Here is a 21,117-nt window from a genome sequence, read left to right as displayed (position 1 = left end):
AGTGCCATGCCGCAGACTTGGAGGATGCACCGGAACGGCAGGCTGTTCAGCAGCGGGATTCTTCGCGAGCATCTGCACAAGAAGATTCAGAAGATCACTCAGGTGGTCGACGGATGGGATCCCGAGAAGCTCCTGATGACGCCCGAGGCCGACCTCATCGAGGAGTTGATGAACGACTTCCGCATCGTGGTTCCCACGCTCGACCGCGAGGGCGTCGGGATCGAGCCGTTAAAGCAGGGGTACGGAGTCGTCGAGAGGTTCGACGACTCCTTCAGGGTCGCCCAGAACACGGTCACGCTGCTGGTTCCCTACTCCGGGGATCGCACCATCTTCGCCCTCCGGCCCAACCCCCACATGGAACCGGGACCACTGGGGACGGTGACCGAGACGGAGGTCAGGCTCGCCTGGACCGGCCAGAGTACGGATCACGAATTCGTACGCCGGGCTCTGGACGAGAGGATCGGCGAGATCATGAAGTGTCTCGACTGGGCCCGGGCTAATGTCAACGGCTACAACTCGCAGATCGAACAGGTGATCCCTCAGAGGGTTCACGTCCGCAAGCAGGCTCTTCTCGCCAGCCGGAGCCTCGAAGCGTCGCTCGGGTTCCCGATCCGCAAGCGCCAGGATGCCAAGACCTACGAGGTCCCGCTGGCTCGGAAGAAGATCAGGACGGAGTCCGCCGGGCCGTCCACGGACTCCTCCTTCGAGCCCGAGCCGGTGCTCGCCGACGCGGACTACGAAGAGGCGCTGCGGGTCCTGAAGAACGCCCGCAATCAACTGGAGCGCTCACCCTCACTGGTCGGCAAGCTCGATGAGGAGGAGATCCGGGACCTGTTGCTCCTGGCGTTGAACTCCCAGTTCGAGGGCACGGCTGCGGGCGAGGTGTTCAACTTCAAGGGCAAGACCGACATCCTCATTCGGGTCGAGGACGGTCACGTGTTCATCGGCGAGTGCAAGTTCTGGAAGGGCCCGAAGACCATCACCGGCACGCTGGACCAGCTGCTTGGCTATCTGACCTGGCGGGACACCAAGGCGGCCGTGTTGCTGTTCGTCCGGGAGAAGGCGTTCTCCGACATCGTCTCCAAGGCGCTGGGGAAGCTGGAGGACCATCCCAACTTCAAGCGGCGGGGCTCGATCAACGAGTTCGGCACCCGCCATGACTTCGTCTTCCACATAGATGGAGATCCGTCCCGCGAGGTCAAACTGGCTTTCCTTCCCTTCCATCTCCGCCAGGCCGACTCCGACAGCTGAGAAGGGCACGGTCAACGGTCAGAAGCGGACCCCGTCCACAACCTGAGCACCCACTCCGCCGGACTCCTGGTGCCGGCGACGGGTGATCCACCCTTCGCCGAGACGAGATACAGAAGCCGCGAGACACAGTCCCGTGGACCGTTCCCCTCTTGCCTTCGCGTCTCACACAGCCCCTATGAGCGGGGTCCTGGCTGTAGCTGTCCGACCAGGTGGAAGACGTCCCGGGCCGCGTAGCCTTTGAAGCGACGGACGATTTCGCGACGGGCCTTACCCTCCTTGATCCGGCGCTCGTAATAGTCCGGAGTGCGCGGGTCGACCCGCAGGCGGATGAACACGATGCGGTGGAGCGCGGCATTGGCCTGCGGTCGCCACCACGGTTGAGGCGACGGAACTGCCAGCGTCCCCAGGAACGCTCGACAGGACGGCGAAGGACGCCTCACTGTCCAGGCGTTGTGGTCCCCCACCGTGATCAGCAAAGCGACGGCCGTGTCCGGACCGATCCCCACCACGTCGAGCAACTGCGGGGCATGACACTTGACGAGCCGGATCAGACGAGTGTCCACGCTCCCGGATCTGCTCGGAGAGCTGGCCGATCCGGCACGCCAGCAGGCCCAGCGTGAGTTAGCAAGCCCTAGCCGGCGCCCCACATGACGGCGACCGTAATGGTCAGGATCGTCTACACCGGCAGGAGCTTAATCTGACTTGGACAGTGGGACCTGTCTAGTCCAGTTCCAAGTCAGGCTCCAACGTGGAGGTAGGCGGCCCACAGGAAGGGGGTCTGGGTCCGGTCGTATTGGCCGGAGAGGTCGTGGCCGTCGCGTACCCCGCGTACAGACTGGTGCAGCGCGTAGGCGGCTCGGCTGACGTCGAGGGTGCCCTCATCGGTCGTGAGGTTGGTGTAGAAGGCGTCGGCGATCTGGTCGTCGATCTCCCACAGGGTGCCGACGACGTGGGGGAATCCGGCGAGCTGGAAGGCGGCGGTCAGATGGATGGCTTCGTCGATGAGCTCGGGGTATGGATTGCTGCCGTGTGGCAGGCCGAGAGGCGCGCCAGTTGGACGTTGTCGAGACGGACAGGGGCCAAGCTGGCCACGGTGAGCGGATCACTGGCATGGTCGTGCAACAGCAGCAGGCTCTTCGACGGGTCGGCGCGGTCGCTCGCGCCATGGCAGGCGAAGTGTGCGATTTGGCATGTGGGCAGGGACTCTAGGACGTTGGCCTTGGTCGGTAGAGGACGTTGAGCGTCGGTGAGATTGCTGTCGGCCGGGCGGGTTCGCGAAGGAGTATGTGGTTGGGTAGGCGGTCGCCCAGCCTGGCGACCTCGGCGCCGACGTGGTCTAGCCAACCGTGATCGGGAAGTCCGGGGGTGGTGGGCATCGCGACGATCAGGGCTTGAGTGCGGCTCCTTGGCCCGGGAGGGTGCCGTCGGGTGTAGCGGAGTGCGCGCACGGTGGGGGTGTAGGAGGAAACTACCCGGTCTATGACAGTGCGCCGCCTTGGATCGCTGGCGCTGTCGGTGTGGTAGCCGACGGCATGGAGGGGCAGTTGGCCCAGGAGGCCGCCCGGTGCCCACCACACCCGCGGTGATCGAGGGCACGATGCCTCGGTCGCGGACCTGGTCATGGTAGGTGGCGTGATCGTAGCCCAGGTCGGCGAACAGCGCGTCGGGCTTGCGGCGCGGACGGCCCACTCGGCCGCGGACCGGCGGAATCGCATCGAGCAGGGGCAGCAACTGGGTGACATCGTTGCGGTTGCCGCCGGTCAACAGGACCGCGAGCGGTGTGGGGATCGGTGGATACCGTTCTGACCAGGTTGCCACTCGTGACCGGCATTGACGGACAGCCGCATGACCCGCCCTACCTATGAGCGTCACGGCCGACAGCCCTTTCCTGGGGTGGAACCCAGCCACACCGACTCGCTGGCAGGCTGCAGCCTGTTCACTCGCGACGCCGAGCCCGGACTCGCCCATCGGCGGGGCAGGCATCGCCTCAGACACCTCCAGAGGCGTTCGGTGACGTCGACGGTTTTGCGGACGTGCGTGACGTTGAAACCGTCGTCCGTCACCTTCTACGACAGCATCGGCGACGTCACCTGTGCGGACATCGGCAACGGCTCCTTCACATCATCGTGAGACCAGACACGTGGCTGGACCCATGGTGACCGCAGCGCAGTCCATCAGGGGCGGCAGGACGGCCGGACGCTGAGCAGTTCGGTCCTCAACACGGGCGTGCCGTCGACAGGCTCCGGGTCCTGCGTAGTTGGCTCGATTCCGCCAGCAGCGACCTTGTCGAGCGTCTTCAGGCCCGCGGCACCGACCGTGCCGAACACCGTGTAGTTCGGTCTCAGCGCGGAGTCGCCGTAGACGACGAAGAACTGCGAACCGTTCGTGTTCGGCCCGGCGTTGGCCATCGCCAGCAGACCACGCCCGTAAAGGCGACGGGTGCCGGTCGGATCGCTCGGTGCCGGCGGCAGGTCCACCGGCAGCTCGTCCTTGTACTCGTAGCCCGGCCCACCCTCGCCGGTGCCGGTCGGGTCGCCACACTGCAGGACCTTCAGCGTCGGATACGCCGTCAGCCGATGGCACACCGTACGGTCGAAGAACCGGTGCCGCGCCAGGTACACGAAGCTCTGGACCGTGCACGGCGCCTTCGCCCGGTCCAGACGCAGCGGGAGCGGGCCCTGGCTGGTCCGGACAGCCATACCGACCGCGCCATGACTGAGGGTGTGCCGCGGGTCGGGCGGCAGGGGAACCGGCCGCGCCGCCGGCTCGTCCGGGGTCTGGGTGTACTGGCAGGGACCGTGCGTTGTTCGCGGCGGGGCATTGTGGGCGGAGGCAGTGGTGCTGCCCGCGGACACGACCAACGCTGCTGCCGCCGATGCGGTCATGAGAGCTCGTTTCATCCTGCGCACCCTCCAAAAGATCGCCAGATTTCGGAGCGGTTGCAGCCTAAAGCGGGGCCTGGCAGGCGAGAACCCGCCCGCAAGCCACATCCGCCTCCCAGCCTTCGGCCCGCGGCAGGCCATTATGTTCGGGTGTGGCACAGCGCCGGCCGACCGATCAGGCCGTCCGCCCCGTGTACGACGGATGCTCCCCGAACCCGGTCGAGCGGCCTCCCCAGTCCACGCAGAGGCCCCCACCGAACGCTGCCGTGCACATGAGGTGATCTCACCGGGGTGCCGCTATCGAGACCGACGGTGCCGCTGCCGTCATCTCGGGGCACTCCGGGGGAAGGCATCGCCGGTCGGCCAGCGTTCCGGCAGATCGAGAGCGGTGTGGACGGAGCAAATCGCGGGCTGGCGCTTGACCTGGATCCCAGCCAGTTGCGCGGTTGCCCAGGTAGGGAAGATGGGGGCAGGAAGCGAGGCGGGGTCCGGGCTTTGCCAGAGAACGGGAGTGTTTTTCGTCCAGGTCCAAGGTGCTGGGTTGTTCACGACGAGCACGCCGCTGACACGGCTGTGGGCATGGTCGTAGGTGGCAGTCCAGTAACCATCGGGCTTTCGGCTGAATGTCGAACCGCTGTCGTAGGCGAACTCAACCGTACTCCCGTACAGCGCTCTCTCGATGTCCTCATCTTCGGGGAAGTCGGCTGCATGGCCTAGCGCCACGATGAATGGCAGCTCCAGGTCACCATACTTCCCGCCCTTGTGTGTGACGGCGTGGAGCACTCGCTCCGATCCGTCTTCGACCGCCCATGCCGAGGGGTAGACGCCGATTGTCCTGCTGGATGGATTGCCACGTTTGCCTGGGCTGCGGGGGATCGCTTGAAACGTGAGGCACCAGCCAGCCTCTTGCCAAGTGTGACTGGGAAGCGGCACCTTGCGCTCGTGGTCTGCGATGACCTGGTCGGGGTCCAAGCTTTCAAGCCATCGCGTCAGCCCGGACTTCAATCGTCTCTGCGGCGGCGTTGCCGTACCGGCGCTGTGCAGTTCGCACGATACGAAGAAGTTCGGACTCGGCAAGCGATCGATGGCATCGCTCAACTGCGGTGGGAGCGGGTAAGACCCTGCGTCGCGCTTCTGAGCCTTCCAGATCGCCTCGACGACGAACTGCTCGTTGTCGCGAGTAACCAGGAAGTCGGGCTTGTAGCCACCTGTTCCCGTCTGCCGCTCAACCTCCACGCTGCAACCGGAACCGAGCAACATCTGGTGCAGGTACAGCTCCCACAGCGCAGAGTAGACGTTCGTGTCGGAGTTTCGGTCCCGCAGTCGGCTGAGCAGGCCGGGCTGAGCCTGGTCAGGGAATCGCGACCACCATTCGTTGATCACATCCCGAATCTGGTCCCAGAACGGGCCGGCGACCCTCTCGAAGAACTCGGCCTGTGGCTCGGCCGCCCGCTTCGGCGCCGCATCCGTCCGATCCCGGCTCACGTATACACCCATGACAGACGATCGTAGGTCGCTCCGCGAGCCATTCTCATTCCATTTCCACTCCGTCCCAACGACCGCAGGGCTCAACCGAGTCAACCGTTCTCACACCTTCCAGGCCCCCGTTGAAGTGGCCGACCCGAGGAAGCCCACCGGCCGGTTTGGTCTCCAACGGGAGCGCAGGTGCGAGATACGCGAGGCTGGGACCAAGACCGGTCGGCGGGGGGATCGCTGGAGCGCTCAGCCTTCGATGTGATAGCGGCTCTCGGATACGACGGCTTGGCGGATCTTGGTGGTGAAGACGGTGGGTGCGATCCAGTCCACCCCGCCGGCCTTGTTACGACCCAGGACGCTCTTGAAGTTCTGCTCCAGCGTGCCTGTCATTCGGAACATCAAGCGGGGCAGGCATCGCCTCAGACACCTCCAGAAGCGTTCGAATTTGCAGAGGCGAAGGCTATGACCTGTTGCTCGCCAAGAGCCCCGGCCGCATCTACCGCAGGCGCGTGTGTCATCACTACGCCCTCGCGTCAAGTACTCGTTGGGGGACAACCCGGGCGGTGCGGTGCCACCGCCGGAGCTGCAGCACACCCGCTCGGAAGCGCCCTCCGGCCGCGTCTGCAGGGGCTTGCCGTCGAACGCCTCTCTCACAGGCGCTGTCACAGGCTGTCACCAACTACGCCGACTCTCCCGGACTGCGATGCCCTGACCTGGCACTACGCACCCGCCCTGGACTGACGTGGACGCCCGAAGACGGTCTCTACAACCTGTGCCATGTAGCACCGAGGGAGCATCCCATGACCAGGACCGGAGCCTGTTCTGGCCCGTCAAAGCGGTATTGCAGGGTTTCGACGTTCTTCTCACTCACCCGCTCACGCTCCCACATCTCACACTCTCTGCGGGATCGGGGGTGGAGACGCTCGCCAGACCTCCCCAGGTATCCGCGGCTGGACGAAGATCCTCCACGTCCGGCTTCACGTACCAGTGCTTCGTGGTCCGGACGTTGGTGTGCCCAGCCCACCGGGCAAGGAGGTGGTCCGGCACCCCGTTGTTGGCCAGGTACGTAAAGCAACTCGCGCGAGCGTCGTACAAGCGGACCCGCCGCAGCCCGTGCTCGTCCATGATCTTGTACGCCCGCTCACGCAGCTGCCGCCCGTTGAGCGCCCTGCCGAGTCCGTCCACGAGCACGTACCCGCTGTCCTCATACCTCTCCCCCGCCGCCAGCTTCTCGGCCACCTGGATGTGGCCCTGAAACACGTCAGCACCTCCCTGACCAGATCGGGCAAAGGAAGCTGCCGCTCCCCGGCGAGAGACTTCGTGTCCTTCTCCACCACGGTCTTGTTCCCCATCAACGTTCGCGTGTTGGCAACAGCCAGAGTCGCCTTGCCCAGATCGATATCGGCCCAGCGCATGCCGCAGATCTCCGCCGGCCGCAGGCCCATCAGGGACAGAAGGACAGGGCCGTAGAGGCGGTCGTCCTTTACCGCGCGCACGAAGGCATGAACCTCCTCGACGTTCCAGGGCCGAACCACCGCCTTGGCCCTGCGTTCCGCCTTGCGTACTTTCCGAGGGACCGTGACCTCCTGGGCCACATCCATGGCAACCAGGCGCCTGGCCACTGCCCGGTTCAGTGCCTCCTTCAGCCGCGCCAGGGACATCTCAACCGAGGTCACCCCCAGACCCGCGCCGGACTTCCCACCACGAACACGCCCCTCCCGAAGCGCCCACCTCATCCACGCCTCGACGTGGTCCTCGGTCAGGTCCTGTAGCCGGATGTGCCCAACCTCCCCCCGGACACGACCCAGGGTCATTGTGTAGCTGTAAACAGTGCTCTCTTCCAGGTCTTCCGACTTCTTGGCGAGCCACTGGTCGAGCCATTCGTTCACCGTGATCTTGTTGGGCTCGACGAACGACCCCTCGTAGCGGCGGTTCGTGATGCGCGCATACTCGGCCTTCGCCTCCCTCAGCGTGCCGAAGGTACGGGTCAACTGCTTGCGCTTCCTGGTGGCAGGATCGGTTCCTACGTCGACCACGAACCGATATCGGACCTGCCCCTTCGTATTCGGGGGAAGCTTCTTGATCGGATCGGACAGGACTGCTCACTCTCCTTAAGGACGTGGAACCCTCCCACGCATGCATGGGCACCGCTGTGTTTCAGCGAGGGCGCCGCGGTCATCAGGGCAGCAGGCGAGAGGACTGTGCGCTTCTCCCAGGGCCTGCGGCTCTGTTCGCTTCGTCCGGTACGGCTCCTTCGCCGAGCTCAGCCGAATGCGAACACCTTCAATGGTCGTCACAATCGCCGGTTTGGCTAACCGGCGATCATGGTCTACATTGCGCTCGCCGCGACTGAGATCCAGCCTCATCATCCCCACGCGTCCTCGATCAGAAGCCCCCCCCGAAGGACCGAAGTACAGGGTCACACCATCGGGGATGAGCACTAAAACTCATCTCTGGCAGTAATTGAAGCTGCGCGCGCCGTGCCGCACGAGGAAGTGCAGCGCGGTTACCGCCGGGGCGAGGATCTGCAACCTACCCATGCAAGCCACGGCAACCACGCGCTTCAGTACAGCTCAGAACCACCAGACCACAAACACGACAATGCCCCGTCGGAAATTCGGCCCAGTACGCGGCTTCGAGCGCAGCGTCATGGTGACCCCCGCGCTCTACATAGGCGATCCCATCCTCAGTACTGACAGACACGCCGCCGGCCACGAGCCCGTCCGTCCGCTCACCGAAAACTCCATGCTCACGCCGCTCAAGAATCCACGCAACCCCAGCCCGTTCGATCACATGGACCACTGAGCCATTTCCAATTTGTTGGTGCAGGTCAGTGGCGTGGTGAAGGTCGGTAGCCAGGTCAGGCGAGGCTCCCGGTAAAACAAGCAATCGACCACGAAAGCTGCCCTACCGGGAGCCTCGTGGCTGTCTTGCCCCGCCTCAATCCCGCTTGCACCGACTCGACCCCGGCCGGCAGGCCCTGCTCGCCCTGGCCCACCTGCGCAACGGCAATACCGTCACTCGCATGGCCGCTGGATTCCAGGTCGGGGTTGCCACCGCCTGGGCGCTATGTCCGCGAGGCGATCATCTTGCTCGCCGCGACCGCCAACGACCTGCACCAGGCGATGACCAGGATCCGGCTGCTGGCCTCCGTCATCATCGACGGCACGCTGATCCCGATCGACCGCGTGCACGATCAGAAGCCGTACTACTCCGGAGAGCACCGACGGCACAGGATGAACCTGCAGGTAATCGCGGATGCGGCGGGACGCCTCGTTTGGGCGTCGGCGGCACTTTCCAGCTCGGCACGCGCCCCGACTGCTGCGCAAACCCACTTGCTCGTCGAGACGCTTGGCCATCGCGCTGACCTGGGACTTCGACAGCCGGGCGCCTCCGAGGGAATCGGCGAGCACTTTTGCGTTTCCATTCCTCAGCCGCCCCCAACCAAAACGGCCGGATTGGGGGCCGTTAATGACGTTTCAACCCAATTCCACATGTAACGAGCCAGGTTGAATTGGGCTCTCGGATGATCATGATCAGCACTGTCTGCTAGATTCGCGCAGATCTCAGTCCGGGCCGAGTGCGGGCGGATACCGGCTGGGCTTTGGCGTAAAAGCGGCAAATGTATCTTGCGTGATGAATGTGCACGCGTTCAGAACGGCTTGCTACGTGTCAATCAGCGCCATTGAAGGGCCGTGGTGTCCCTTCAGTGGAGATTCGGGGATCCTTGATTACGACAGAGACAGGGCTGCGCCGACGGGATGTCTCACGACGTCGGCCGCTTTTGATGGCGGTGGCGATGCTGGCGGTAGCCGGGACCATCGCCGTTCCGGCGGCGGCACAGGCGACGGTGGGGAAGACACCCGGCGGGGCGGTGCGACAAAAGGATTTTGCGGCTGCTGCGGCGGAATTCGATGTGCCGGAGCGGGTTTTGCTGGCGGTGGCCTATCAGGAGTCGGCATGGGACGCGCATGCCGGCGGGCACAGCGCTGGTGGCGGGTACGGTCCGATGCATCTGACGGACGTGACGGCATCCATGCTGGCCGCCGGAAACGCAGGTGCGGCAGGACGGGCGGACCTGGCGAAAATAGCTGTGGAGCCGGCGTTGCACACGCTGCAGGCGGCGGCCCGACTGACCGGGCTTCCGGAACAGAAGCTGCGCGCTGACGCAGCAGCGAACATCCGCGGTGGGGCGGCGCTGCTGGCGTCGTACCAGAAGACGGGCGGCGAGGAGCCGTCGGCCGATCCGGGTCGTTGGTATGCGGCCGTGGCGCGTTACAGTCAGTCGACCCAGCGGCTGGGCGCGCAGGCGTTCGCCGACCGCGTCTTCGCCACTCTGAAGAAGGGCGCCGGGCGCACCACGGCGGATGGGCAGCGCGTAGCACTGGCGGCTGACCCCCAGGTCAGCCCGGCCACGGAGCAGTTGTCCCGGCTGCACTTGAAGTCGGCTGCGGCGGCGGATACCGAGTGCCCCACGACAACTGCACATTCGTGCCGGCGGCAGCGTCCAATGGGCAGGTCTCCAACCGGCCGACCAATGGTATAAGGATCGACTCGATCGTCATCCATGACACTGAGTCCTCCTACGCTTCGACCATCGCCACCTTCCAGATCCCCGGCGGCGGAGCCGCGCACTACGTGATGCGGTCCTCGGACGGCGCGGTGACTCAGATGGTGCCCACGAGGGACCTCGCCTTCCACGCGGGCAACTACTCGACGAACATGCACTCAGTCGGCATCGAGCACGAGGGGTACGCCGCGCACGGCGCGACCTGGTACACCGAGGCGCAGTACGAGGCGACCGCAGACCTGGTGAAGTATCTGGCGGGGCGGTTCGGTATCCCGCTGGACCGGCAGCACATCATCGGCCACGACAACGTTGTTGGTCCGACCTCGGGGACCGTGTCCGGTATGCACTGGGACCCGGGCCCGTCCTGGGACTGGGAGCACTTCATGGCCCTGGTCGGCGCCCCGATCACCGGTGAGCACGGAGTCGGCGATGTCGGGTCGGTGTTGACCCTCGCCCCCGGCTTCGCCGGCAACCAGCAGACCGTCCAGATCTGCCCCGCCGACGATCCGACCGGCGCCGTCACCACGTGCACGCGCAAGGAGCAGCCGTCCAACTTCGTCTACCTGCGCACCGCTCCCAGCGACGCGGCACCGCTGTTCGGCGACCAGGCAGTCCACCCCGGCACCGTCGGCACCGACCGCATCAACGACTGGGGCAACACCGCCCAGGCCGGCCAGCAGTTCGTCGTCGCCGACAAGAGTGGCGACTGGACCGCGATCTGGTACAGCGGCAGCGAGGTCTGGTTCTACAACCCGGGCGGCGTCAACACCGTCCCCGCCAACGGCGTGACCGTCGTCAAGGGCGGCCAGACCTCCGCCGGCCCGCCCGTCAAGGTCTACGGATCCAGCTACCCCGACGCCGCCGAGTACCCCGCGGGTCTGTCACCGTCCACCCAGGCTGCGTTGAGCATGTACACCATCCCGTCTCGTCAGGCTTACGTCTCCACGGCGCCTGCCGCTGCCACCGACGACTACTTCAAGTCCAGCGGCACCGTCGTCATCGGCGGCAAGTCCATGTACACCATCCAGTACAACCACCGCACCGCCCTGGTCTACGAAGGCGACGTCACCGCCACCACCGTCACTCCGACACCGACCGCGTAGCCCGCGCCTGATCCCAGACCACCCGCAGTGGTGTCCTCGGGAAATCGGCGTGCCGCTCGTGCGCTGACCAGCGGGAGAACCCCACGAACCGAAAGGGCTCGTGTCCGACCAAGGTCGGGCACGAGCCCTTTCGGTTTTGCCGAGGGTGCGGTTGCGTTCTTCAGGCTCCTACCGCAGGTAGGCGATGCCGTCGGTGGTGACGGCAGGACGCCCGCTCGTCGCGGAGACAACGATCTTGATGGTGTGCTTGCCGGCGGAGGACCAGCTCTTGGTCCACAGGGCGTTGCGGAAGGCCGTGGCGGTCGACTTCAGGTCGACGGTCGCGGTCTTGGTCCCGTCGACGTAGATGACCGCCTGTCCCGACGTGGCGGCACGCGAGACGATCCAGGCCACCGAGCGGCCGGTGAAGGTCCAGCTCAGCGAGGCGTTCTTCGCGGAACTGCTGAGCGAGGCGCCGCCGAGGTAGCTGCTGGAAGCCTTCTTGGTCCAGGTGCCGGTCTTCGTGGCGGCCGTCTCCTGGACGATCACCGCAGTGCCCGACATCGCGGCGGTGGCGGTGTTGCCCGCCAGGTCCTGGGCGGTGAGGCTGAAGGCGGTGGCCGCGCCGGACTTGGCGGTGAGCGGGGCGCTCGCTGTGGTGGGGCCGTAGGTCTTCGCTGCGGGGGCGGTCAGGCGGACCTCCTTCAGGCCCGCGGCGTCGGTGGCCTTCCAGGCGAGGGTGACCGGGACGGCGGTGGTGTCGACGGTTCCCGTACGAAGCGACAGGGTCGGCTTGGTGCTGAACACCGGCGGGGTGGTCTCCGCCGTCACCGCAATGCTGGATGTGGTGGCGGTCTTGCCGGACTGGTGGGTGGCGCGGACCTGCACGGTGTGACCGCCGGCCGCGAGGGTGACGGCTGCGGAGGTTGCGGTCCCGGTCTTGGCGGCGACACTCTTGCCGTCGACGAGGACCTCGTACTTCGTGATGAGGGAGGTCGGCGTGGTGGCAGCCCAGTTGACGGTGATGGATCCCTTGGTCAGGTAGGTGCTCCCCGACAGGGTCGCGCCGGTGACCGTCTTGATGGCGAGCCCGGCGACGGGGCCGGCGCTCCAGGCACGCAGGGTCGGCAACTGGTTGTACAGGGCCGTACCCGGGCATTCTGTTGCGTAAGCGTCGCGGTGGCCGGAGATCCGGTTGAAGACTGCGGACTGCCCGAGTGCGAACTTGCCGTTGGCCTTGCCGGCCGTCAGCGTCACCTTCCCCAGGGGATCCACCTTGTACTGGCCGAGCTTCCAAGCCGCCAGGCGGGCCAAAGAGGCTTTTGCCGCGTTGGGGGCATCATCGGTCGTGTACGTGCCGATGACGGCGACGCCCGTGGTGTTGGTGTTGAATCCCTCGGCCTGCGCACCGATCACCGGCCGGTCGACGCCGCCTTTACGGCCCTCGAAAATCGTGCCGCACTTGTCGACGACGAAGTTGTAGCCGATATCCTTCCAGCCCTGGTTCAGATGCAGGGCGCGTAGGCCCCGGACGATGGCCGCGGAGTCGGAGCAGGTATACGTGTTGGTCTGGGCGGTGTGGTGGATGAACACGGCGTTGATGGTCGTGCCGTACTCGGGGGCATCGTTGTTGAGGGACTCGTCCGCTCCCCAGGCCGCCCGGCTCACGATGGGGGGCTGCGGCACGGTCGACGTAGGTCCGGCCGTCGTGCTCGGCGACGCCGTGGGCGTCTGCGACGTCGAGGGCACTGCCGACGTCGGAATAGACGGACTGACCTGCGGAGAAGCCTCCGAGGCAGTAGGTGCGGGGGTGGCCGACGTTTCGTCCTCAGACGCGGACTGCGTCGCTGAGGGCTCGAGCGTCTCCACCGGGGAAGTTGAGGACGTGACAGGGTCGGTGGGCGTGTCATCGGGCTCGGGGCTCTCCCCCGCCATCACGAAGGCCGCTGCCTCCATACCCGTGTGAGGGGAGGTACCGGGATCGACCACGTCCAACCGCAGCCCGTCGGGCAACGTGCCGCCGGCGGCGACCTTTACCTCTACTCCGTCCGACGGGCCGAACCAAGCCGCGTCTGTGGCCCCGCGCATCCCCTTGCGCGGAGCGTCCTCCCCACCTCCGCCGTCCGACTCCAGCGTCACCCAGGAGGACCACTTCTGAGTCCCCACGGTATGGGTCCGAGCCTCGACCGCGCGCTGAAGATGCGCCTGCGGGTCGTCCCACGACAGCCGCAACATGCTGAACGGTTCGATATCGCGCCGGCTCAACGAGACCCGACCGGCGTCATCGGCACCCAGAGCAGTCGACCGCACATGTGTGACGACCGGCTCCCCTAGCCCCTTCGCCTCCGAATTCGAGCCAGGAGCGTCCCCCATCTTGACGACGACTACTCCTGCTGACACCGCGGTCGCCACAGCCACAGCCACCGCACCCCACACCACACGCCGCTTCACGCAGCCCACCCCATGCACAGTCGGATCAACAGATGACGGACCCACAGAAGGCAGCGCGTATCTCAGTCACCTGGGTCCAAGAAGGGAATCTACACGGCCAACTAGCCCTGCTAGGGGCAGGGTTGCTGTCGGCTACCGTCCCGATGCGTGCTGGTCTCGACCTGTCCAGGACGGACCTCAACACGTTGTCCACGTGCAGGGTCTGCGGAAGCCGGGTAAGTAACGTCCCGCCGACCGGCCGGGCGGCCCGCGCCGTCCGGGAGTGAGCAGCGCGACCGCCGGGACCTCCCAGCGCCAGGGTCGCAGTCCCGTGTGGCCGGCGAGTCTGGGGTGGCCGCTTGCCCTTGCCAGGAAAGGGCCCGTCAGCTTGACGGGCCCCATCGGGAAACCCGGCCGTTGGTCACCCATCAGGTTTCGGGTAAGACCTGGTGACGCTGGGTGAGGGTGATCAGCAGATCGCGCTGCAGTGGAAGGGCGATCTGCCCAAGCCTGTCCTGAAGGACAACCGGGCGACCTACCGCGGTGCGGTGGCTGACGGGGACGTGGTGGTGGAAGCCACCCGCACCGGGTTCGAGCAGTTCGTCGAGATCACCGAGCGGCCCTCGACGAGGGGTTACTCCTACACGCTGCCGCTGAAGGCCAAGGGCCTGAAGGTGGTGCAGAACAAGGACGGCAGCCTGCTCTTTAGCGACAAGAAGGGCAAGAAGCAGGCGGTGATGCCTGCTCCGGTGATGTGGGACGCGCAGATCGACAAGGTCTCCGGGGAGCACACCCATCAGGCGCCGGTGAAGCTGCAGGTCGTCCGTGGGAAGGGGACGATCAATCTGGTCTTCACCCCGGACGCGAAGTTCCTCGCCGATCCTCAGACGCAGTATCCGGTCACGGTGGACCCCTCGACGTCGGCGCTGTCCAACGTCTTCGACACCTATGTCCAGCAGGGTGAGACGGTCGACTTGTCCAGCGATGTTGAGCTGGATGTGGGCAATCCGGGCACGACCAACAGCGACGGTACGCCGCGTACGGCGCGTTCCTTCATCACCTGGAACACCGCGCCGATCTCCGATGCGTTGGTCTCGAGTGCGAAGTTGAGCCTGTGGAACTTCCATTCGGGTAACACGGACTGCAAGGCTTACCCCTGGGGTGTCTACAGCACGGGCAAGGCGTCCACGACGTCGCGCTGGACCTCCCAGCCGACCTGGGCCGCGACTGCTTCGGCGACTTCGACGGAGACCAAGGGCAATTCCGGCTGCGCCGCGGCGCCGGACGGCTGGGTCAACGCGGATGTCACCAATCTGGTGCAGACGTGGGCGTCCGCGAAGAACACGACTTCCGGCATGGGCCTGCAGGCGGCGAGCGAGTCTGCGACCGCCCAGTGGAAGCGGTTCAACTCGGCCAACGCCGCGTCCAACCCGCCCAAGCTGACCGTCACCTACAACTACCGGCCCAAGACCGGCACCGACCAGCAGGCCGGCCCGCCGTTCTTCCAGGACGCCGCCGGCACCTGGTACGTCAACACCACGACGCCGACGCTGAGCGACACCTTCATCGACGTCAACAACGACAAGGTCGACGGCACCTTCGAGATCGACGATGCCGCTACCAATGCTCAGGTCGGCAACTACCTGGTCTCTCCTTACGTACCGTCGGGGCAGCCGGCGTCGGTGACGGTTCCCTCCGGTCTGCTCACCAACGGCAAGACCTACAAGTTCCGCACCAACCCCTACGACGGGCTGCACTACAACAACGACTGGTCGGCGTATGCGACGTTCACCGTCGACACCTCCGCCCCGTCAGCGCCGACCGCGGTGACCTCGACGGACTACCCGTCCGCATCGTGGGTCAAGGGTGTCGGCCAGGCAGGCGTGTTCAAGGTGACGCCCCCGGCGGGTGACCAGAACGGCATCGAGTGGTCGCTGGACGGCACGACCTGGACGAAGGTCGCCACCAGCGGCACCACCCCGGTCAGCGTCACCATCAAGCCCGCCAAGGCAGGCACCAACACCCTGCAGGTGCGCGCGACGGACAAGGCCGACAACAAGTCCGAGGCCCTCTCCTACACCTTCCACGTCGGTCCCGGCGGTGTCACCAGCCCCGACGAGGGCACCCGCACCGCCGCCCGTCTGCCGCTGACCGCCGAGGCAGACGCATCGAAGTTCACCCAGGCCACCTTCTCTTGGCGCCGCGGCGAGGCCGACACCTGGACCGTCATCCCGACAGGTGACGTGACGGTCGCTGGCCAGCCGCTGTCCGCTTGGCCGGTGGCTCTGACCAGCGGCAAGAGTCCGAAGCTGACCTGGAACGCCACCTCCACCGTCAACCCGGACGGGGCCGTGCAGATCCGGGCCGACTTCACAGGCCCCTCGAATGCGTCCGCTTCGTCCGACCCCGTCAACGCCACTATCGACCGCGGCGCCGACGGCGCAGCGAGCGAGGAGGTGGGGCCGGGCTCGGTGAACCTGCTGACCGGCGACTACACGCTCTCCGACAACGATGCGTCCTATTTCGGCCTGTCGGTTGACCGCACCGCCTCCTCACGTTCCCCGCAGGCGGGCATCGGCGCTGGTCAGCAGGCGCCGATCTTCGGCAAACAATGGCTCTACGGCGCCCAGACGTCCATCCCGTGGACGGGTCTGGCAAAAACCGCCGCGACTTCGGTGAGTGTCGGGGCAGCGGGCGATGACACCCGCCTGAACTTCGCCCAGAACGCGGCGAAGACCGGCTGGATCCCAGAAGTCGGCGCCGAAGACTACGAACTCACCGGCAGCTTCAGCAGCAGCTTCACCCTGAAGAGCTCCGACGGCGAGGTCACCACCTTCACCGCGGTGAGCGGCAGCACCACCTTGTGGAACGCCTCCACCTCCTACCTGACGGGCCTGGCCAACACCACGACCACCACCGTCAGCGAGCCGGTCACAGTTGGCGAGACCAAGACCTCCCGCCCCAAGCTCCTCATCGCCCCGACGTCTGCTGTCGCTGCCTCAGCATGCGCAGCCGATCCGTCAACCAAGGGCTGCCGGGTGCTGGAGTTCGTCTACGCCACCGCCACCACCGCATCCGGTTCCGCGCTGGGAGACGTCAAGGACCAGGTCTCGGCGCTCAAACTGTGGTCGACCGCGCCCGGGGCCTCTTTGTCCACCGTGCAGACCATTGCGTCCTACGCCTACGACACCAGCGGCCGGCTGCGTGAGCAGTGGGACCCCCGTGTCAGCCCCGCGCTGAAGACCGCCTACACCTACGACGACGCCGGCCGCGTCACCACCTTGACCCCGGCCGGACAGCTGCCGTGGACCTTCACCTACGGACAGGCAGGATCCAACCCTGCCGCGGGTGCCGGCATGCTGCTGAAGGTGTCCCGCCCGACGCTCACACCGGGCAGCGCCAGCCAGACCAACGGCACGGCCGCCACCAGCATCGTCTACGGCGTGCCGCTGACCGGCTCCACCGCGCCGGAGGACCTCGGCACTTCGGCCCTTGCCTCATGGGGGCAGACCGACGTTCCCACTGACGCCACCGCGGTCTTCCCTTCCGATCAGGTGCCCGCGGGCAACGACGGCAGCGCCCTGGCCTCCGGCTCCTACACTCGGGCCGGTATCCACTACCTGGACGCCTCCGGCCGTGAGGTCAACGAGGCAACCCCCGGCCACCACGTCACAGTCACCGAGTACGACCAGTTCGGCAACACAATCCGGTCGCTGACCGCAGGCAACCGCGAACTGGCCCTGGGCACGACCGCAGCCCAGAAGACGGAACTGACCGGGCTGGGCATCAGCAACCTCGCCTCGGCCGAGCGGGCCCAGCTGCTGTCGACCACCAGCGTCTACAACGACACCGGTACCCGTGAGGTGGAAGAGAACGGCCCGATCCACCAGGTCGTGCTCGCCTCCAAGCTGCTCAGCGGCACCACCACCGTCGCGCAGGCCGGCAGCAAGGTCATCGCCCGCACCAGGACGCTCAAGGAATACGACAGCGGCCGCCCCACCGACGGCACCGCCGCGGTGAAGGACCAGGTCACCAGGGAGACCACCGCTGCCCAGTTGCGGGCCTGGCCGACCCTGGCCGCCGACCCGCGCGTGATCGCGACCGGTTTCGACTGGGCCAAGGGCGTGGCCACCACCAGCACCCAGGACCCGGGCGGGCTAGCGCTGACGACGACCACCACTTACGACGACCAGGGACGGGTCATCAAGACCGCCCTGGCCGCCTCCACCGGCTCCGACGCGGGCGCGACGCAGACCACCTACTACTCCGCCACCGGCACGGGCACGGGCAACGGCCGCCCGGAATGGGCGGACATGGTCTGCCAGACCGGACCGGTCGCAGCGATCACCGGGGGCGGCTCCAACCCGACCCAGCTGCCGACCAAGACCACCGAGTACGCGGTCGAGGGACAGATCGCCAAGGTCACCGAGACCGCCAACGGCACCACCCGCACCACCACAAACGGCTACGACAGCGCAGGCCGTCCGGTCACCGTCACAGTCACCGGCGGTCTCGGCACGGCCGTCCCGGCCACCACCACCGGCTACGACCCGGCGAACGGTCTGGCGAACAAGCAGACCTCCCCTGCCGGCGGCACCATCAGCAAGACCTTCGACCAGCTCGGCCGTCAGCTCATCTACACCGACGCCGACGCGGCCACCACCACCACCGAGTACGACGCCCTCAACCGGCCCTCGAAGGTCACCGACACGGTGCCCTCGACGACCACCTACACCTACGACACCGCCATCGACCCGCGCGGTCTGACCACCTCGGTCACCGACTCGGTCGCCGGCACCTTCACCGCCCGCTACGACGCCGACGGTGACCTGGCCACCCAGACCCTGCCCGGCGGCTACACCCAGAGCGACGAGCAGGACACCACCGGCTCAGCAACCGCCCGCACCTACACCCGCACCAGCGACGGCACCGTCCTGGCGGCCGACACGGTCAGCGAGAACACCCACAGCCAGATCGTCGCCCACGGAGGCACCCCCGGCGTCACCGCCTCCCAGGGCTACACCTACGACAACACCGGACGCCTGACCCAGGTCCAGGACACCGGCGCCGACGCAGTGTGCACCACCCGCACCTACACCTTCGACAAGAACAGCAACCGCAAGTCCCTGGCCACCGCCGCTGCCGGCGTCGGCCTCGACTGCATCACCACGGGCGCCACCACCACCGGCTACGCCTACGACAGCGCCGACCGGCTCGTCGACACCGGCTACGTCTACGACAACCTCGGCCGCACCACCGCCCTTCCCGGCGCCGCCCTCGCCTATTACAACAACGACCTCGCCCAGCAGCAGACTGCCGGCACCCAGCGCCAGACCTGGACCCTCGACTCCAACCTGCGCTTCCGCAGCTGGACCACCGAGACCAACACCTCCGGCACCTGGACCCAGACAGCCGCGAAGACCAACCACTACGACTCCGACAGCGACAGCCCTCGCTGGATCAGCGAAGACACCAGCGGCGGCCTGACTCGCAACATCGACGGTCCTGCCGGCGACCTCGCCGCCACCAGCACCAAGACCGGCGGCACCGTCCTGCAACTGGCCAACCTGCACGGCGACATCACTCTCCAGCTCCCCCTGGACACCGCCGTTGCCCCGACCGTTCTGGACGCCGACGAATACGGCAACCCCCGACCCGGCCAACAGCCCACCCGTTACGGCTGGCTCGGCGCCAAAACCCGCTCCAGCGAAACCCCCACCGGACTCACCCTGATGGGCGTCCGCCTCTACAACCCCACCACCGGTCGCTTCCTCTCCACCGACCCCGTCCCCGGCGGCAGCGCCAACGCCTACGTCTACCCCAGCGACCCCGTCAACCAATTCGACCTTGACGGCAAGCGATGGAGCTGGAAGTTCTGGCGCTACAAGAAGGTGAGACGCGCCGGAGCCCGAGCACTGGGATACGGGCTAGCAGGCGCCGGCCGCCTCATGGGCTACAAGTGCAGCTACCGCTACGGCATGAGAACGTGCGTCGGCGGATGGGGTCTGCACGCGCGCGGTGGCACAACACTCGGAACCACCTATTTCACGTCGAATAATTCCGACTTCCTCTCAAGGGACCGGATTGCTCACGAGAAGAGGCACAGGTCCCAATGGCTGCGCTATGGTCTTGGTTTCGGCATCCGCTACTTGCGAGCAGGCAGTAATCCCTGCCGCAACCGGTGGGAGCGGTTGGCCGACTGGGGACAGGGAGGATACACACAGTGCTACCGGTGATTCGTTCCACGCGGCAGCAGGGCATCTTGTCAGGTCTCCTGACCGTGATCGCACTGTTGGGAGCATCCGGCTGCGGCATGTTTCCATCGGATCCAGCCGACCCGCCGGAGTTCGGGGCACGGGTCGAGGGCGACGCGATCTTCGTCAAGATACCCATGTGCCCCACGGATGAAATCAGGCGCGTTGAGGTCTACGACTTCGACGATGTCAAGCACGAGAATCCGCGCGTCGTGTGGTCCGCCTCAGGACCGAACTCGACATCCACCCGGAAGGGTCTCATCACGCTTTGGTCCGGAGAGGGCTTCGCGAAGCACTCAGAAAAACCCAGCAAGTCCTCTATTCCGCCCAACATCGGAGTGAGCTACACGGATCCGACGGGCGATGGTCGCGACGATGTCTTCGCCCTGCGTACGATCGAGAGCGCGAAAGTGGAACCGGGCAAGTATTGGACCGGCGACGGTCCCATGACCGCCAAACAAATTGACGCGCAACTCCACTGCAGTGAGTAGCCGTAGCTCAACCGATCTCGAAATCCGCGAGTGAACGGAATTCCTGGTCGGGTAATCCGTCAGCCCTAGACGAACGAAGACAGGGCCTCTTGACAGCTCGGGGGTGCAACCCTTTTCCGAGCGGTTCACGGAGGCCCTGTTGTCGTTGTCGTACGCAACCGATCCCGGTCACTTCAACCCGTCTGCAGGGTCGTGTTGCTTGCGCACGCGTACGGCAACGTGGCTGATCATCCGACTGGGAGGCGCCGACATCCCGGACATGACAAGCGCGAAGTAGGCAGAGGTCCCGGCCTTTGCTGCCGGCCCTGGCGTGGCCCAGGGCAGAGACGGGCAACCCGGGGGCTACCGCTACCGCCACATACTCGACGCGATCCGCTACCTGCTCATGGGCGGGATCTCGTGAATGGCAATGCCCGCGGACCGGCGGACGCTCACACACGCCCCAGCACGCGACAACCATGCCCCGGCTCACGACCACCACCCCCTGGGACCGGTGCTGGTCCCGCCAGGCCGCGTCGCCGAAGATCGTCTATGCCGCACGCGGTGACAGCGTCACAATCTCCACCAGGCTCGGCGGCTGCCCTCGTTCACTGAGCGTTTTCAGCGTGGCCACTGATCGGGTGACGCCGGTCAGGCCGAGGTGAGGGCCGCAACGCCCAAGGCTCCCGTGCCGTTGGTGGA

Annotated in this window: 10 protein-coding genes and 6 pseudogenes; 5 read left to right on the top strand and 11 right to left on the bottom strand. The window is 66.2% G+C overall.

Annotated features, from left to right (window positions below; genetic code table 11):
• The first annotated feature begins 24 nt into the window (after positions 1-24).
• Entirely contained in the window at positions 25-1,251 is a 1,227-nt protein-coding gene (locus ACN6LD_RS12005; protein ID WP_334450114.1) for a hypothetical protein, read from the top strand.
• 173 nt (positions 1,252-1,424) lie between these two features.
• On the opposite strand, the gene ACN6LD_RS12000 is transcribed toward ACN6LD_RS12005, so the two are convergent.
• From ACN6LD_RS12000 to ACN6LD_RS11955, 10 genes and pseudogenes are all read right to left on the bottom strand, one after another.
• Positions 1,425-1,814: a hypothetical protein gene (locus ACN6LD_RS12000; protein ID WP_445036567.1), complete on the bottom strand. Its 390-nt coding sequence runs from the start codon at positions 1,812-1,814 to the stop codon at positions 1,425-1,427.
• 173 nt (positions 1,815-1,987) lie between these two features.
• Positions 1,988-2,236, bottom strand: a complete 249-nt coding sequence (locus ACN6LD_RS11995) for a CHAT domain-containing protein (RefSeq protein ID WP_445043139.1) — start codon at positions 2,234-2,236, stop codon at positions 1,988-1,990.
• A pseudogene (locus ACN6LD_RS11990) lies at positions 2,233-2,415 on the bottom strand (CHAT domain-containing protein); the annotation flags it as partial. The gene ACN6LD_RS11995 and the pseudogene ACN6LD_RS11990, both read right to left, overlap by 4 nt.
• A gap of 41 nt (positions 2,416-2,456) precedes the next feature.
• Positions 2,457-2,873 carry a CHAT domain-containing protein gene (locus ACN6LD_RS11985; protein WP_445036568.1) on the bottom strand — a complete coding sequence of 139 codons (417 nt, stop codon included), beginning with the start codon at positions 2,871-2,873 and terminating at the stop codon, positions 2,457-2,459.
• A pseudogene (locus ACN6LD_RS11980) lies at positions 2,836-3,033 on the bottom strand (transposase); the annotation flags it as partial. The gene ACN6LD_RS11985 and the pseudogene ACN6LD_RS11980, both read right to left, overlap by 38 nt.
• A gap of 392 nt (positions 3,034-3,425) precedes the next feature.
• Positions 3,426-3,950, bottom strand: a complete 525-nt coding sequence (locus tag ACN6LD_RS11975) for a peptidylprolyl isomerase (RefSeq protein WP_445036569.1) — start codon at positions 3,948-3,950, stop codon at positions 3,426-3,428.
• A 507-nt stretch (positions 3,951-4,457) separates the two neighbouring features.
• On the bottom strand, positions 4,458-5,630 hold the full coding sequence (locus ACN6LD_RS11970) for a hypothetical protein (protein WP_445036570.1): 1,173 nt from the start codon (positions 5,628-5,630) through the stop codon (positions 4,458-4,460).
• Positions 5,631-5,855: 225 nt separating this feature from the next.
• Positions 5,856-5,999, bottom strand: a complete 144-nt coding sequence (locus tag ACN6LD_RS11965) for a hypothetical protein (RefSeq protein WP_445036571.1) — start codon at positions 5,997-5,999, stop codon at positions 5,856-5,858.
• A gap of 477 nt (positions 6,000-6,476) precedes the next feature.
• Complete coding sequence (locus tag ACN6LD_RS11960) at positions 6,477-6,794, bottom strand: tyrosine-type recombinase/integrase (RefSeq protein ID WP_445043134.1); 318 nt, start codon at positions 6,792-6,794, stop codon at positions 6,477-6,479.
• A 611-nt stretch (positions 6,795-7,405) separates the two neighbouring features.
• Positions 7,406-7,498, bottom strand: a pseudogene (locus ACN6LD_RS11955) (hypothetical protein); the annotation flags it as partial.
• A 1,052-nt stretch (positions 7,499-8,550) separates the two neighbouring features.
• Here ACN6LD_RS11955 and ACN6LD_RS11950 point away from each other — a divergent pair.
• Positions 8,551-8,962: pseudogene (locus ACN6LD_RS11950) on the top strand (transposase family protein); the annotation flags it as partial.
• A gap of 434 nt (positions 8,963-9,396) precedes the next feature.
• Positions 9,397-11,282 (top strand): annotated as a pseudogene (locus ACN6LD_RS11945) (N-acetylmuramoyl-L-alanine amidase).
• 168 nt (positions 11,283-11,450) lie between these two features.
• Here the strand turns inward: ACN6LD_RS11945 and ACN6LD_RS11940 are convergent.
• Positions 11,451-12,947 carry an N-acetylmuramoyl-L-alanine amidase gene (locus tag ACN6LD_RS11940; protein ID WP_445043133.1) on the bottom strand — a complete coding sequence of 499 codons (1,497 nt, stop codon included), beginning with the start codon at positions 12,945-12,947 and terminating at the stop codon, positions 11,451-11,453.
• A 1,187-nt stretch (positions 12,948-14,134) separates the two neighbouring features.
• Here ACN6LD_RS11940 and ACN6LD_RS11935 point away from each other — a divergent pair.
• Positions 14,135-19,561: pseudogene (locus tag ACN6LD_RS11935) on the top strand (DNRLRE domain-containing protein); the annotation flags it as partial.
• Between the two features lie 362 nt (positions 19,562-19,923).
• Entirely contained in the window at positions 19,924-20,436 is a 513-nt protein-coding gene (locus tag ACN6LD_RS11930) for a hypothetical protein (protein WP_319193635.1), read from the top strand.
• Positions 20,437-21,117: the final 681 nt, after the last annotated feature.

The organism is Streptomyces sp. SAS_272, assembly GCF_052543235.1.
This window is presented reverse-complemented; position numbering and strand designations above follow the sequence as displayed.

Excerpts from the sequence above, each read along its gene's own strand:
- ACN6LD_RS11970 (WP_445036570.1), bottom strand. The coding sequence starts at position 5,630 with ATGGGTGTATACGTGAGCCGGGATCGGACGGATGCGGCGCCGAAGCGG.
- ACN6LD_RS11985 (WP_445036568.1), bottom strand. The coding sequence starts at position 2,873 with ATGACCAGGTCCGCGACCGAGGCATCGTGCCCTCGATCACCGCGGGTG.
- ACN6LD_RS11965 (WP_445036571.1), bottom strand. The coding sequence starts at position 5,999 with ATGACAGGCACGCTGGAGCAGAACTTCAAGAGCGTCCTGGGTCGTAAC.
- ACN6LD_RS11975 (WP_445036569.1), bottom strand. The coding sequence starts at position 3,950 with ATGGCTGTCCGGACCAGCCAGGGCCCGCTCCCGCTGCGTCTGGACCGG.
- ACN6LD_RS12005 (WP_334450114.1), top strand. The coding sequence starts at position 25 with ATGCACCGGAACGGCAGGCTGTTCAGCAGCGGGATTCTTCGCGAGCAT.